The following is a 15,007-nucleotide window of genomic DNA, read 5'->3' as shown; positions in this document are numbered from 1 at the left end:
CCCAAGCTTGTGAAATTTTTCACAAATTCGTCTTGCCGCTGTTTCCCTGCGTAGAATACTCCGTTACCCCCCCACTATCCTGATGCCCACCGTTACGCGCGAGTATGAAGCCCCCGATGTCGCTGCAAAAGCAGCGATGCAGGTCGAGAGTATGGAGGCCACCACCACCGATCTGGTGGGTGAAAAGATGGTCCTGAACATGGGTCCCTCCCACCCGGCCACCCACGGTGTGCTACGGCTGATTTTGGAGATGGATGGAGAGGTGATCACCAAGGCGGATCCGGATGTGGGCTTCCTGCATCGTGGGGATGAAAAAATCGCCGAAAACATGCACTACAACCAGTTCGTGCCTTACACGGACCGGCTGGACTACTTGGCACCGCTGGCGAACAACGTCGCCTATGCTTTGGCGGTGGAAAAACTCTTGGGCTGGGAAGTGCCTGAGCGAGGTCGCGCCATTCGAGTGATCTGCTGCGAGCTGGCGCGCATCTCCGCCCACATGCTCGGGGTCGGGGTCTTCGCCATGGATGTCGGCGCGATGACCGTCTTCCTATACACCTTCACGGAGCGTGAAAAGATCTACAATCTCTGTGAGCAGCTCACTGGTGCACGCTTCACCACCAGCTACACCCGTGTCGGCGGTCAGGTCCGCGATCTGCCAGACGGCTTCGCCAGTGCGGTGAGGAAGTTTTTAGACGAGCTGGAGCCTGTGATTGACGAGGTGGACAAGCTGCTGACACGCAACGCTATCTTCATCGCCCGCACGCAGGATTTGGGAGTCATCACAAAGCAGGAAGCCATCGACTGGGGCATCACAGGCCCAAATCTCCGTGGTTCCGGCGTGGAACATGACTTGCGCAAAGCCAAGCCCTACCTCGACTACGACCGCTACAATTTTGATATCCCCATTGGCACTAAAGGTGACTGCTTTGACCGCTACCTCGTGCGCATGGAGGAGATGCGGCAGAGCGTGCGCATCCTCCGTCAGGTCTTCGAAAATCTCCCTGGTGGGCCGATCAATGTAACCGATCAAAAAGGCTACCTACCCAAGAAGGAAGGTGTGCTCATGAAAATGGAGGAACTCATCCACCACTTCATCATTGCCACCCAAGGCATCGACGCGCCAGCGGGCGAGGTCTATTTCGGAGCGGAGAATCCCAAAGGAGAACTCGGCTTTTATATTCATAGTAAAGGCGGTGGCGTGCCCTATCGCCTGAAGATTCGCAGCCCCTCATTCATCAACCTCAGCATCCTCTCGAAAATGCTGCCCGGCCATCTGCTCAGCGACGTGCCCTCCGTCCTCGGCAGCCTCGACTTCGTGATGGGTGAGTGTGATCGATGATTACGGCGATACCGGATCAGAACCGACTTTTACCCCCAACTAAGATGGCTTTGGCAATTCCAGCAGACCTTGAAAGCAAAATCGATGAGGTCATCACACATTACCCCGTTTCGAAGCGTAGCGCCGTGCTGCCATTGTTGCACCTCATGCAGCACCACTTCCGTTTTATCAGCGATGAAACTGTGAACTGGGTGGCTGACAAATTGGGACTGCCGCCCATACAGGTATTGGAGGTGGTGACTTTTTATCCAGGCTTCCGCCAAAGTGCCCCTGGAAAGTTTCATATCCGGGTTTGCCGCACGCTTTCCTGTGCAATGTCGGGCAGCTACGAGTTAATGGATTCGCTATGCGAGGCGGCAAAAATTGACCGCAGTCAATGCGATCATCACCACCCCATTGCCGTGAGCGCAGACGGGAAGTTCAGCATCGAATTTGCTGAATGTCTGGCAAGCTGTGGCTTCGGCCCTGTTTGCATGGTTGAAGATGATTTCTACGAGAAAGTGGAACCCAGTAAATCAGGAGAGCTACTCGGACGCTATCTGTAAAAAAACGCGCGACACAAGTGTCGCGCGCTTAATTGGAACTCAAAGAAGTCGTCAGACTACCTCCATGAGGTGATATCATCCTTGGTGTTTAGAACTTTATCAGGTCCCGTGCATTGCACGGCCGTGCTGGTTGGAAGGTACTGAGGAGCTCGGGCTGAGATTCGTTGATCAATATTACTGGCATCGGGATTGGTGATACGATTATCGAGATTCGTGTCGAGCATGATGTAGTAAGGCCTTCCCCAGATATCGAGCAGACGGACATTCCCACCACCAGCTCCACCACTCGGATCCACAATACCGAAAGAAGTACCATTCTTAGCCAGGGGCAGGTCGATAAATTTGATGCCGCGAGGATTCAGATTGGGGCCACCTCCGCCACCGCCACTAGGATCAGACATCGCCATCATCACACTGATAATGTCGGTGGTGTCATCTGTGAGAATGGGGTCGATGTCCTCACCGCCACTAGAGCCACTCATATCAACGGGCAGTCGGTTGTACTCAGTGCGGAAGTGACCAATCGCCACCACAAGATCCTTCATGATCGCTTTCGTTCGAGTGGTGTTAGCCATTTCCATGACCTTGTTGGTGACCGGAACGGCAAGTGAAGCGAGAATGGCGATGATCACGATGACGACAAGCAGTTCGACCAGCGTGAATCCTCGCCCGTTTAGGCGTATGGATGCGGATGTTGTTTTCATGGTTGTACTTGGGGGGGTAACTGAATTTCAACACTCCACACCAGATGGAATACGATGAATTATTCAGTGTTGATATGGTTAAATCACAAACACCGCATGGTCGTCAAGACTCGTGAATTCAAAGTCTCCTGATGTTGCGGTATTTGTCATGATGCCATTCGCGAAAGAACACGCACACATGCTTCAATGAAGCTCATCGTGCGGTTAGTGCAGCGCCTGCGAACTTTTGATTGTCAACTTGTGCTTGCATCCTATAATCAAAAGATAATTATCGGCACTCAATCGAAACAAAAAACAAATCATCAAGCCGGTAACGACCCCAACTCTATGGCAAAAGCAGTGAGCAAAAGCAGCAAAGCAGTGAAATACGTTTATTCCTTCGGAGCAGGAAAAGCGGACGGTGATGGCTCCATGAAACCGCTGCTTGGGGGTAAGGGCGCGAACCTTGCCGAGATGAGCCGCATCGGACTTCCGGTGCCTCCTGGATTCACGATCACCACAGAAGTTTGTACTTATTACTACGCGAACAAACGCACCTATCCCATCGAGCTTCAGAAGCAGATGGAAGCTGGTGTCGGTGCCATGGAAAAGATCATGGGCTGCAAATTCGGTGATTCCAAAGGGATGCCACTTCTTGTCGCCGTTCGTTCCGGTGCTCGTGACTCGATGCCAGGGATGATGGACACGATTTTGAACCTCGGTCTGAATGACGAAACCGTCCTCTCGCTGGCTGCCGCGACAAAGAACGAACGCTTCGCCTGGGATTGCTATCGCCGCTTCGTTCAAATGTATGGCGACGTGGTGCTTGGCGTGCAGAAGCGGGAAGGTGAAGATCACGAGCCCTTCGAAGTGGTCATCGAAAGCTTCAAACACGAAGTCTATCACAAGGACATTATTGATAGCGACCTCACCGCCGCGGATCAGCAGGAACTGGTGAAGCGCTTTAAGGCTCTAGTTAAAGAGCGCACTGGCAAAGTCTTCCCGAGTGATCCTTGGGATCAGCTTCGTGGTGCCGCTGGCGCCGTTTTCGGTTCCTGGATGAATGACCGCGCGATCGTTTATCGCCGCAAATACAACATCCCCGCCGAATGGGGCACAGCCGTGAACGTTCAGGCCATGGTGTATGGAAACACTGGCAACGACTCCGGCTCCGGCGTGGCCTTCACACGCAACCCAGCCAATGGCATCAATGAGTTCTACGGTGAGTTCCTCATCAACGCCCAGGGTGAAGATGTCGTCGCAGGCGTTCGCACACCAGAGCCTGTGATCGAGCTTCAGAAGGCGATGCCAAAACCATACGCTGAGTTGCTCAAGGTGCGCAGCATTCTCGAGAAGCATTTCAAAGACGTTCAAGACGTCGAGTTCACGATCCAGCAGGGCAAACTGTTCATGCTCCAGACTCGTAACGGCAAGCGCACCGCCGCCGCCGCCCTGAAGTTTTCCATGGACATGGTGAAAGAAAGACTCATCGACTGGGAAACCGCCGTGATGCGCAATCCTGCCGACCAGCTAGACCAGCTTCTTGCGCCAATCTTTGACGTCGCTGATGTGAAGAAGGCCAAAGCTATCGCAACCGGCCTTCCCGCCGGTCCTGGTGCAGCCTGTGGTAAAATCTACCTGAATGCTGATCGTGCGGTCATCGCCGAGCAGAAGGGTGAGAAGGTTCTTCTCGTCCGTAATGAAACCAGCCCGGAAGATCTTCGCGGTATGATCGCCGCCGAAGGTATCCTCACTGCCAAGGGTGGTGTGTCTTCTCACGCTGCGCTCGTTGCCCGTCAGATGGGTAAAGTTTGCATCTGCGGTGCTGCAGCTCTCGATATCAACTATGACAAGAAGACTGTCACCGTTTCTGGACAGACCTTCAAGGAAGGCGACTTCCTCTCCATCGACGGCACCAGCGGTATCGTTTATGGCGGTCAGTTGAAGACTGCCCCTTCGGAAATCATCACCGGCATGATCCACGGCGACAAAGCCGCCCAGGCCACGGAGAAGTTCCAGTCCTTCAATCAACTGATGAAATGGTGTGGTAAGGCCACTCGCATGCAGGTCCGCACTAATGCTGACAATCCCGAGCAGACTCAGAACGCCATCGCGTTTGGAGCTCAGGGCATCGGTCTCACCCGCACAGAGCACATGTTCTTTGAAGGTGACCGCATCGACGCCATGCGTGAGATGATCCTCGCTGATAACGAGGCTGATCGCCGCTCCGCTCTCGCCAAACTGCTCCCTTATCAACGTGACGACTTCGCTGGCATCTTCGAGTCCCTCAAGGGTCTGCCTGCCACCATCCGCCTGCTCGATCCTCCTCTCCACGAGTTCCTGCCTCACAGCACGAAGCAGCAGAAGGAACTTGCTGAAAAGCTCGGCATCACCGCCGACAAGATCGCTCATCGCGTCGAAGCTCTTCATGAGTTCAACCCCATGCTCGGTCACCGTGGTTGCCGCCTCGGCATCGCCTATCCAGAGATCACTGAGATGCAGGCCCGCGCCATCTTTGAAGCCGCCGCCTTGGTCGCCAAGAAGAAAATCAAGGTGAAGCCTGAGGTCATGATCCCGCTCGTCGGATTCAAGAAAGAACTCGACCTCCAGGTCGAGATCGTCAACCGCGTCGCCAAAGAAGTGATGACCGAGCAGAAGGTGAAGATCGACTACATGGTCGGCACCATGATCGAAGTACCACGTGGTGCCCTCACCGCTGACGAGATCGCCCAGACCGCTCAGTTCTTCTCCTTTGGCACGAACGACCTTACCCAAACCGCCCTCGGCATCAGCCGTGACGACATGGGCTCCTTCCTCATGCCTTACACCGAGAACGAGATCTTCAAAAAGAACCCGTTCGCCACGCTCGACGTTGTCGGCGTCGGCCAGCTCATCAAGATCGCCATCGAAAAAGGCCGCAGTGTGAACCCGGACATCAAGCTGGGCATCTGCGGTGAGCATGGCGGCGATCCAGACTCCGTGAAGTTCTGCCATCAGGTGGGACTCTCCTATGTGAGCTGCAGTCCTTTCCGTGTCCCCGTCGCCCGCCTTGCTGCTGCACAGGCTGCGATCGAGGAAAAGCGCGCCGCTGAAAAGGCCGCTGGAACCAATGTCCGTGGAGGCAGTTCTGCTGCCGCCTCGGCAAAACAAAACAACAAAGCAACCAACAACAACAGAAACAATACTATGGCTAAAAAAGCTGCAAAGAAAGCCGCCAAGAAGGCTGCCGCCCCGAAGAAAGCTGCTGCTCCAAAGAAAGCTGCTGCCCCAAAGAAAGCCGCCCCTGCTAAGAAGGCTGCTAAGAAGGCTGCCAAGAAGAAGTAAGCCGGCTGATCTCACTAGAGATCAAACCACGGCGAAGTAATTCGCCACTGAAAGCCCTGTGGAGAGCAATCTTCACAGGGCTTTTTATTCCTCAACGAATCACCACCTTCACAGAAGAGGTTTCCAAAGAGATTTAGGAGAACCCCACCGACAGACAACCAAATGAAACGCATCATTATGCCATCCCTGTTCATTTGTCTGTTAGACACAAGCTCGTAAAGGCCTTCTCAGATCCTATTAAACCGCCATACCCGAGCTCACTGGATCGGCTGGAGTGATGAGCCGTGCCGCCGTCGCCGTCCATTGGATCAACTGATCATAGAGGTGGCGTGCTTGAAGGTGAAAATCATTCGCTGAGTCATCGCCGCCGCTTTATGGCGGGGCACAATCGAATGACCCAAGTCACCATCTACACCGACGGCGCATGTTCTGGAAACCCTGGCCCCGGAGGTTACGGGGCCATCCTGCAAAGCGGCAAACACAACCGCGAACTCTCCCAGGGTTATCGCCGTACCACGAACAATCGCATGGAACTCATGGCTGTGATCGCCGCTCTCAAGATCCTGACCCGCCCTTGTGCCGTCACTCTATATTCCGACTCGCGTTACGTCGTCGATGGCATCGAAAAAGGCTGGGCCAAAAACTGGAAGGCGCGTGGCTGGAAAAAAGCCGACAAGCAACCCGCCCTGAACGCCGACCTCTGGGCACTCATCCTGGAACTGCTCTCGAAGCACCAGGTGAAGCTCGTCTGGGTCAAAGGACACGCCTCCAACGCGGGCAATAACCGCTGTGACGAACTCGCTGTCACCGCAGCAAAATCAGAAAACCTCCTCATGGACAACGGCTACGAAACAGAGACAATCATCGCGCCAAGCCTCATTTAATCAGCACACTTCGTGCTTCCAAGCAGCAAACCCTCAACGTAGCCTCTTTGTATATGCGCACCTCGAATCCTACTCTCAATGATCGTGTCTTTAGCAGTGCCCCTGCCGCCCATGGTGGGGCCGTCATGACACTGCAAGGCGCGGTGAACAAGACCCTCATCCTCAGCCTGCTCATGGTCATCTCGGCAGGAGCCAGTTGGCAGTATGTGCAGACGAATCCCGCTGTGACCACCATGCTCCTGCTTGGCAGCGGCATCATCGGCTTCCTACTGGTGCTGACATCATCCTTCAAACCCACCTGGTCGCCCATCATCGCTCCTGCCTATGGTCTGGTGGAAGGCGTCTTCGTCGGGGTCATCTCCGCACGCTACGCGGCTCTTTACAATGGCATCGTTCTCCAGGCTGCACTGCTGACGCTCGGCATCCTCTTCGCGCTGCTCTTCGCCTACCAGTCACGTCTCATCAAGGCCACTGAGAACTTCAAACTCGGCATCGTCGCCGCCACAGGTGGCATCTTCATCGTGTATCTCGTCAGCATGGTACTCGGCTTTTTCGGCATCCAGATCCCGCTCATCCATGAGAGCGGCATGGTCGGCATCGGCTTCAGCCTTGTCGTTGTCGTCATTGCTGCGCTGAATCTTGTGCTCGACTTCGACTTCATTGAAAGCGGCGTCGAACATGGCGCTCCAAAGTATCTCGAATGGCAGGCCGCTCTCGGACTGCTAGTGACTGTCGTCTGGCTCTACATCGAGATGCTCCGCCTCCTGGCGAAACTCCGCCGCGACTGATCGGATCACTTCGCCCCTTTGCGCAGAGAGCGCTCGATGTCGGAGATGAGCTTGGCGACGCTGTCGCTGGCCTTCAGTTCATGCGAGCGCTTCAGCAGCGGCAGGGCATCGGCGAGCTTGTTCGTGGAAAGATAGATCTGCGCTAGGCGAAGATTTGCCGGGGCTTCCTGCTCTTTGATTTTTGTGGCGCGTTCAAAGTAGCCCACAGCCTTGGCGTTGTCGCTCTTGTCAAGGTAGTGCTGGCCCAGCAGCATGAGAGCGCCGCCGTCGAGTGGATTAAGTTCGACGACACGCTCAAGAATGGGCACGGAGGCATCGGCTTTGCCAGCGCTGACCGCGAGGCGGGCTTCGAGCTTCAACAGGCGGGCTTCCTCATCCCTGGCGAGCTTGCCGCCACTGGCCTTGCGCGCCGTAGCGATGAGATCCGCAGCTTCGGTGAGACCGCCCTGCATGGAGAGATTCTCCGCCTGGGTGATGACTTTACCGGCTTCGAAGGTTCCTGAGTCGAGCGCCCGCTTGTAGGCGCTGAGGGCGAGCCCGGTGTCTTTGCCGACGAGGTAAATGTCTCCCAGGCGCTGGAGGTCGGGTGCTTTGGCGAGCCCGAGACGCGCGAGGAACTCGATGTTCTCGGCCGCTTTCGTGTTCTCTTTGAGAGCAAGGTAGGCCTCGCTTTGCAGGCTGATGAATTCGGTGCGTTCAGGGTTCTGGCGGATGATTTCTTCGCAGACAGCCACAGCCTCTGCGGCCTTTTGCTGCTTCAAAACACAGCGGACCAGGCCGAGCTTCCAGTCGAGCAGATCAGGCTGAAACATGAGTGCCATGCGATAGGCGCTCTCCGCACTGGCGGCACGGTCGAGTGAAAGCAAAGCATAGCCGTAGAGGCCGTAGGTCGGGCCATCCTGCGCACCGAGGCCGATGGCGCGACTGAGGCTGGTGACGGAGGAGAGCCACTTTTGCTGCCGCACCTGCGCCATGCCGAGGCCACGCCATGCACGGCGGAAGGAGGGAAACTTATCGACCGCGCGCTGAAACATCATGATGGCCGCATCGGCCTGCCCGCTTTCGAGATACAGATTGCCGAGCGTGAGGTCGAAGATGGCGTTGGTGTCCGTCTTGATGAACTTCACCAGCGCTGCCGCGGCTTCGGCGGGCTTCTTCATCATCGGCAAAAGCTGGTTCAGGATCTCCCGATCACTGTCATTCAATGGCGGCTCCACATCGGGAAACACGCTGTAAGTGCCGAGGAAGAATTTGGCGAAGCTAGGATCTTTCCAAAGCTCCAGAGCATAGGCCCCAGGTGTGGGTTTCTCTTCTTCCGTCGGCGTGGAAGCGGCATGAAGAGCGGGAGTTGAAAGCAGGGCCAGGGAGAGAAGCGGGAGTGTTTTCAATCGAAGCGGAAGGGGAGTTTGAGTTTGAAGCTCACGGGTTTGCCGCTCCGAGTACCGGGCTCGAAGCGCCATTCACGCGCAGCCTCGATGCAGGGCTGGTTGGCGGCGGGATCGGGAGAGGCGACGATTTCGGCACGGGTGACCGCACCATCTTTGCCGACGATGATCAGCACCTCGACCTTGCCCTTCATGCGCTTGCGGACTTCAGCGCTGAGCTTGGGTGAAACACGATTCGTGGGTGTGGGCTTTGTATCGAGCATGCCGCTGGACATCATGTCCTCACCGCCGCCTCCGCCGGCACCGCTGCCGGTACCGCCGATGACGCCGCCGCTGCCAAAACCTACTCCGCCACCGAAACCGCCCTCACCGCCGACTCCGTTGAGGGCAGATCCGAGGTCGCTCAGACTGACATTGGAAAGGGCGGCAGGACCTGGCGCAGACTCCACCTGCTGGACGAGGTCTTTGATCACGGACATGTCCTGTTTGATCTCCTCGATGGGCTCATCGACTTTTTCTTTAGGCTCTTCGTCCTCCTTCTTCTCGTCTTCTTTGCTGACATCGATGTCCTGGAGCACGTCCGGCTTCTCCGCCACCTCCGCACCTTTGGGGATGAGGAAGCCGCCGAAGAGAAAGACGAACGCGTGCAAAAACACGGCCGCCATGACGCCGAGGACTACTTTTTTCATGGCACGGAAGAAACAGGGGGTTCGGTTACTTGCGCTCAGTCGAGAGCGCCACCTTCGTGACACCGGCGCGCTTCACTTCATCGATCACAGCGACGATGTGGGAATACTCGGCTTTACCATCGGCATTGACGACGACGGCGAGATCTTTGTTTGCCGCTTTGGCGTTCTGCATGCGGATGGGTAGCTGCGCGGCATTGATCTTTTCTTTGTTAAAGAAAATCTCGCCCTGCTGAGTCACGCTGAGGGTGAGAGGGGCATCACTTTTTTCCTTCGGCGCTGAGGTGGAGGCGGAGGGAACATTCACGCTGATGCCTTCATTCTTGGTCATGGAGAGGGAGACCATAACGAAAGTGGCGAGCAGGAAGAAGACGACGTCGATGAGCGGAACAACCTCAATCTTGGCGTGCTTTTTGGCGCGTTTGCGGAATTTCATGAGGCTCAGGCAGTGATGGGTTTCAGGCCACTAACCTGAGGTGCGGCGGTGCTCTTCGTGTCTTCAGCAGCGATGGCGGCACGGTGGCGGAGGCGCAGAGCCTCCTCGTGCTTCTTGTTCTTCTCGATGATGAGTTCGAGCTTCGAGGCGGCGACTTCGAGTTCGTGCTCGGCGTCTTCGACCATGTTGTTCAAGTAGTTGAAGGGCACGAGGCCAGTCATGGCGATGACGAGACCGAAGGCCGTGGCGATGAGGGCTTCCGCGATACCACCCGTGATGGCCGATGGCGCACCCATGTCCGCACCGATGGCGGCAAAGGAGGCCATCATCCCGGTCACGGTACCGAGCAGTCCGAGCAACGGCGCGATAGTCATGCCGGTATCGAGCACGAAGAAGCCACGTTTGAAGCGCTTGATCTCCATGGAGGCGGAAAGGCCGAGGGCATCCGAGATGTTCGTCTCGACATGCTCCAGAGCGTGAGCCAGAGCGCGGGCGACGTAGTCGAGAGACTTCTTGCCAGTGGCGATGGCGATGTCGAACTGGCCTGCTTCGACGGAGTCGAGCAGCGTGAGCACATCGCGTGGTTTGCGGCGCTTTTTCTCACGCAGGATGAAGAAGATACGCTCGATGGCGGTGCCGAAGACAAGGATGCTCACGAGCAGCAAGGGATGCATGATCGGACCACCGTGTTTGTAGGTGTCGAGCAGGCTGTGCTTCTGCACGAAGTCTTTGATCGCGGCACCGAGGGAACCGTCGAGGGGCAGGAGACCTTTACCCGTGTTGGCGAGCACACTGATGGCCTGATTGATCTCCGGCGTGATGCTGCGCACGATAGGCATGGCACTGCCGACCTGCGGCATGGCGATGCCGGCTGATTTGCCATCGACGGTGGAGAAAAGGGCCATTGGGCCGACGAGGGCGAATTTGCCATCCAGCACGAAGCCCTGCGAATCGACGGCCTTGCCGGCAAAGATGGTGCCTCCGATGATCTCGCCGAGACGGGTGATGGAGGCGCGCAGCAGGCCGACCTGCGTCATGAAGCGCTCTTTGAGAGGCGTCTTGTCGTTCTCCGAGGCCATCTTGGCTTTGTCGAGATCGGCTTTGTAGAGCTGCATTTCACTGACGTGAACCTTGGACTCAAAGCCCTTGGTGTATTCGTCGAGGATGTTGGTGAGGTAAGAGTTTTCCTCAGAGGCGAGTTTGACCTGGGTTTTGAGGTTGGAGTAGTTCAGTTCAGCAGCATCCACTTCTCGTGTGATGGGTGCGTACTGATCCTGAAGCTGGCGGAGCTTTTCTTCGAGCTGCGCGAGTTCACGGTTCAGGGGTTCCTTCTCTTTGGAGATGGTGGTCTGGACCTTGGAGAGCTCTTCTTTACTGCGATCAAAGTCCGCCTCGGCGGATTCTTTGGCTTTGGAGAAGCCGAGGTTCTGTGCTCCTGCGCTGGCAGTGAGCAAGGTGAGGAGAATGAGAGGGCGCATGGCATTCATTTGTTTTCTGGGTGGGCGGCTCACTGAATTTGTGCTGGCAGCTCGACAAGCTTCGGAGCGACGGCTTTTTTCATGACTTCGACGAGTTCACGCATCTTCGGCGCGATGGCGGGATCGACACTCCACTGCCAGCCTTGATCTGAAGGCAGCCCGAGGCCGCCGATGTCGCCGTTGGAGTTCACAAAATAACCCTGCCCAAGGCCGACATAGACCACTTTGACCTCTGCCTTCTTGCCATTGCCGAGGTCGTGGATCTCAGGGATGGAGTTGAGTTCGTTATTGGCCTTGTTCAGTTCGTTGAGGATGCCGAGGACGTTCTGGAAGCGCTCGGCTGCGGTGATGTTTTTCACTTCCGCCCCTTCTTTGGGGATGCGGTCGTGAAGCACGCGGACTTTTTCCTGCACGATGCCGGGGACACGGGCGAAGAGTGCTTTGACCCCTTTCTCGAGTTCCGGGGCAGTGGCGATCAAGGCGTCTGAAGCTTCGCGAATCTGCGCCTTCTCTGCCTCTGCCTCTGCCGTGCGCTTCTTCACATCCTCCAGCTTCACTTTGGCTTCGGCGATCTTCTTTTCCGTTTCCTCGATGGAGATTTTGAGGAGCTGAATGCGACCTTCGAGCATGGCTTTGCCGGTTTCCCATTCGGTGCGCTCGCTGGAGATCATGCGCTGAGTCGCGGCCCATTGCTGGAGGAGGCCGCGGGTTTCATCCATGGCGGTGGTCGCGGCGGCGGCAGGGGTCTGACCCTGGGGCGCGGGCTGAGCCTCCTGCGCAGCGAGAGTGCAACAGGCGGAGATGAGCAGAAGGTGTGTAAGGTGCAGTTTCACCAGAAAAAGAGGGGCAGAGACTTCCCTCATAGCTGCCTTCTCTTAGGCCTTGTCGCATCTCCTCTTGGGTGACGAAACTGTTACACGACAGACTCTCTGCGGAACAAAGAATGGCAAATCCGTCACCAATCTGCCGTCAGACTTAGAGAAAAGCCAATCCCTGTTTGGCGGGAGGAATAAATGGGCTGGGCTTGATTGTCATAGTATCGGCTTAGAGTGGCATTGAGCAAGTTTTGCGCACGGAACTGGAGCTTGGCCTGCTTTGTCAGCCTGTAGGAGACACCGAGATCCAATGTCGTGAACGGCTCCTGGAAGACATCTGGATCTTCAGGCCTACCACCCACGGCAAAGAGCTGTGGTCCCACCACATTTAGGAAGACACCGCCACCCACAGGGTTTTCGGGGCTGTCATAGGTCAGGTTGAAGTTAAAAATGTAGTCTGGCTGGCCTTGCAGGCGGCGGTTGCTGCCAAAGAGGCTCGGAGTCACATTCCCCGCATTGTCAAAAAACGCCGGGCGTGTGGCCTGAGAATAGATATAGGAGAAGTTAGCCCCGATGCTGAAGGGCTTCAACTCGTCCACCAGGAAGCTGAGGTCACGCTGGAATTCGAGTTCCATGCCATAGACGTGGGCTTCCTGAGCATTGATGAACTTGCTAAAATTGGTTCCTGTAACGGGGTCATTGCTTTGGGAGAGTTCAATTGGATTGTCGATAACCTTTCCAAAGAAGCTGACACCGATCACACTCCCGGGCGAAGGGAACCACTCCCAGCGGATGTCGTAGTTCATGATACTGGACATCTGGAGATCACGGTTTCCAACAAAATAGTCCCCCGTCTCAATGTTCTGGAAGACCACGGGAGCGATTTCCTTAAACGAGGGCCGAGCAACGGTGCGCGAAAGCGCGGCACGCAAGCGAGTATGCTCGGTCACATCCCAGTTTACTGAAAGAGCAGGCAGAAAATCAGCCTGTGAAATGTTGGCCCTGCTTCGCTCGACCAAGCGTGGGTCGTTCCTAGCAGCGACATCCCCATTAAAGGCATCATTCAGGAGATTTGTCATGACTGGGTCCGACCTTTGCGTGTCGGACAATAGCTGCTGTCGGATGACTTCTTCTGCGTAGAGATAGATGGGGGTGGACTGGACTTTCAAGTCGGTGGTCTCAAGTCGTGCACCAAAAGTGATGTTCAGTCCTGGGGCTACATCCATGTCGATCGCTGAATGCACCCCTGAGAGCATCTGTGAGGATTTGTATTCTTCAGGAGAGTTGGGCCGGTAAATATATAGAAAGCTGTTTACCGGATTGATAGCACCATTGTTCGGTATGCCATCAGTATCGACTCCAACAGGCTGGTTTCCATATAAGAACCAATCTCCCCATGTGTCACCAGGCCCACCCGGTTTGAACGCGTTGGGAAAAACGCTGTTCTGCAAGCCCCGGTTGTAGGTGAAGGAGTCGGCCCGGTATTTACGATCAGAGTAGTCCATCATGCCGCCGAACTTCAGCTTGGCTTGCAGATCAGAGTCCTTGAACAGGTCCGTGACGAAATCAGCGCGCATGGAGTAGCTTTGGTCATTAAGCTCACGCCAGTATCGCTGGAATTCAGGAACAGTCGGGTTTCCTGGGACTGGATTGTAGAGACCGGATGACGTGTCAAAGATGCCACGGACAAAGCGATGGTCAGGCTCCAACTGTGAGGATGTATTGTAGGACATCGCCCAGGAGAAATCCAAATCCCTTTCCAATGTATCAAAGGCATGTTTCCCGGCAAGCTGCCATACGCGGACCTCGCGCTCGGTGTAGGCAATGGTTTCGCGGTAGTCTTTCTCCGTCGGGCCGAACGAGTTCTCGTCCAACGTGCCATACTGGAGAGTTGCGCGATCTTCGGCAACTCTGTTGAAAAAATAGGTGAGGATGATCTCACTGTCCTCATCTGGCAGGATGCCTGCGGACACCAGAAGCCCTGTGCGCATTGATTCAGTGCTGTTGGCGACCACGGCGCTACGGCGGTTCACGAGCACTTCACCGTCAATCGGATCAAAGGTATAGCGCGCAACAACGTCATCATCGTTATGAACATATTTCTTCGAGTAGTCGCCTGCGATGGTGATGCCTGCTGGAGCCCCCATGAACTCAAAACGGTGGCCTATGCTAGCCTCAAGGCTCATGTCTGGTGGTGGCGCTTTTTCGATGGTACCGAAAGATTTTGAGAGGGTGTCGTTTACGCGCTGCCTCTCGAGACGCTCTGGCGAATCAGGACGGCTAAAGCCGAAGAGCTGTGGCAGATCTGAATTCCTGACGAATGAAGGTAGCGCCCGCTCCTGAGCCGTGCCGAACATGCCGGTGCCTCCACCGTTGTAGGTGAGAAACCCTTTGTTCCCAGTGGACTGACTGTTGTATGAGGTGCCATATTTAAATTTGACGAAATCTTCATCTGGTACCGCTTTTGTACTGATGTCGATCGTCGCCCCGGTGGACTCGGCGTTGAGGTCGGGAAGGAAGGTCTTCGTAGTAGAGACATTGCGAATGACGGCCGTGGGGAAGAGGTCCAGGGAGACAGCGCGGCGGTCTGGGTCGGAACTGGGGACGCGAAGACCGTTTAGGCTGACAACGTTGTAGCGGT

12 protein-coding genes are annotated in these 15,007 nt (G+C 55.8%); 5 read left to right on the top strand and 7 right to left on the bottom strand.

Going from position 1 to position 15,007, the window contains the following annotated elements; translation table 11 throughout:
* Window positions 1-82 precede the first annotated feature (82 nt).
* Together nuoD and AC6FTP_RS14100 are read left to right on the top strand one after the other, a co-directional pair.
* A complete protein-coding gene (gene nuoD / locus AC6FTP_RS14105) occupies window positions 83-1,342 on the top strand; it encodes an NADH dehydrogenase (quinone) subunit D (RefSeq protein WP_497207556.1) in 1,260 nt (419 codons plus the stop codon).
* A gap of 44 nt (window positions 1,343-1,386) precedes the next feature.
* Complete coding sequence (locus AC6FTP_RS14100) at window positions 1,387-1,887, top strand: NADH-quinone oxidoreductase subunit NuoE family protein (protein ID WP_497207555.1); 501 nt, start codon at window positions 1,387-1,389, stop codon at window positions 1,885-1,887.
* A gap of 56 nt (window positions 1,888-1,943) precedes the next feature.
* On the opposite strand, the gene AC6FTP_RS14095 is transcribed toward AC6FTP_RS14100, so the two are convergent.
* A complete protein-coding gene (locus tag AC6FTP_RS14095) occupies window positions 1,944-2,591 on the bottom strand; it encodes a type II secretion system protein (RefSeq protein WP_497207554.1) in 648 nt (215 codons plus the stop codon).
* A gap of 327 nt (window positions 2,592-2,918) precedes the next feature.
* Here AC6FTP_RS14095 and ppdK point away from each other — a divergent pair, with 327 nt between their 5' ends.
* From ppdK to AC6FTP_RS14080, 3 genes are all read left to right on the top strand, one after another.
* Window positions 2,919-5,894 carry a pyruvate, phosphate dikinase gene (gene ppdK, locus AC6FTP_RS14090; protein WP_497207553.1) on the top strand — a complete coding sequence of 992 codons (2,976 nt, stop codon included), beginning with the start codon at window positions 2,919-2,921 and terminating at the stop codon, window positions 5,892-5,894.
* A 392-nt stretch (window positions 5,895-6,286) separates the two neighbouring features.
* Window positions 6,287-6,778: a ribonuclease HI gene (gene rnhA / locus AC6FTP_RS14085; protein WP_497207552.1), complete on the top strand. Its 492-nt coding sequence runs from the start codon at window positions 6,287-6,289 to the stop codon at window positions 6,776-6,778.
* A 53-nt stretch (window positions 6,779-6,831) separates the two neighbouring features.
* Window positions 6,832-7,566: a Bax inhibitor-1/YccA family protein gene (locus AC6FTP_RS14080; protein WP_497207551.1), complete on the top strand. Its 735-nt coding sequence runs from the start codon at window positions 6,832-6,834 to the stop codon at window positions 7,564-7,566.
* Window positions 7,567-7,571: 5 nt separating this feature from the next.
* Here the strand turns inward: AC6FTP_RS14080 and AC6FTP_RS14075 are convergent, their stop codons facing one another.
* From AC6FTP_RS14075 to AC6FTP_RS14050, 6 genes are all read right to left on the bottom strand, one after another.
* Window positions 7,572-8,954 carry a tetratricopeptide repeat protein gene (locus AC6FTP_RS14075; RefSeq protein WP_497207550.1) on the bottom strand — a complete coding sequence of 461 codons (1,383 nt, stop codon included), beginning with the start codon at window positions 8,952-8,954 and terminating at the stop codon, window positions 7,572-7,574.
* Window positions 8,951-9,640, bottom strand: coding sequence for an energy transducer TonB (locus tag AC6FTP_RS14070; RefSeq protein WP_497207549.1), 690 nt, complete (start codon window positions 9,638-9,640; stop codon window positions 8,951-8,953). The genes AC6FTP_RS14075 and AC6FTP_RS14070 overlap by 4 nt, the downstream gene beginning before the upstream one ends.
* Before the next feature lie 25 nt (window positions 9,641-9,665).
* Window positions 9,666-10,073 carry an ExbD/TolR family protein gene (locus tag AC6FTP_RS14065; protein WP_497207548.1) on the bottom strand — a complete coding sequence of 136 codons (408 nt, stop codon included), beginning with the start codon at window positions 10,071-10,073 and terminating at the stop codon, window positions 9,666-9,668.
* 5 nt (window positions 10,074-10,078) lie between these two features.
* A complete protein-coding gene (locus AC6FTP_RS14060) occupies window positions 10,079-11,551 on the bottom strand; it encodes a MotA/TolQ/ExbB proton channel family protein (RefSeq protein ID WP_497207547.1) in 1,473 nt (490 codons plus the stop codon).
* Between the two features lie 29 nt (window positions 11,552-11,580).
* The gene (locus AC6FTP_RS14055) at window positions 11,581-12,384 is read right to left on the bottom strand and encodes a DUF3450 family protein (protein ID WP_497207546.1); all 804 of its coding nucleotides are present in this window, start codon (window positions 12,382-12,384) and stop codon (window positions 11,581-11,583) included.
* A 122-nt stretch (window positions 12,385-12,506) separates the two neighbouring features.
* Window positions 12,507-15,007, bottom strand: a 2,501-nt coding sequence (locus AC6FTP_RS14050; RefSeq protein ID WP_497207545.1) for a TonB-dependent receptor domain-containing protein, incomplete at its 5' end; no start/stop codon positions are given.

The sequence above is a fragment of the Prosthecobacter sp. genome (assembly GCF_044378005.1).
Taxonomy (GTDB): domain Bacteria; phylum Verrucomicrobiota; class Verrucomicrobiia; order Verrucomicrobiales; family Verrucomicrobiaceae; genus Prosthecobacter.
The sequence above is the reverse complement of the archived record's forward strand: the minus strand, read 5'-3'. Positions and strand labels throughout refer to the sequence as shown.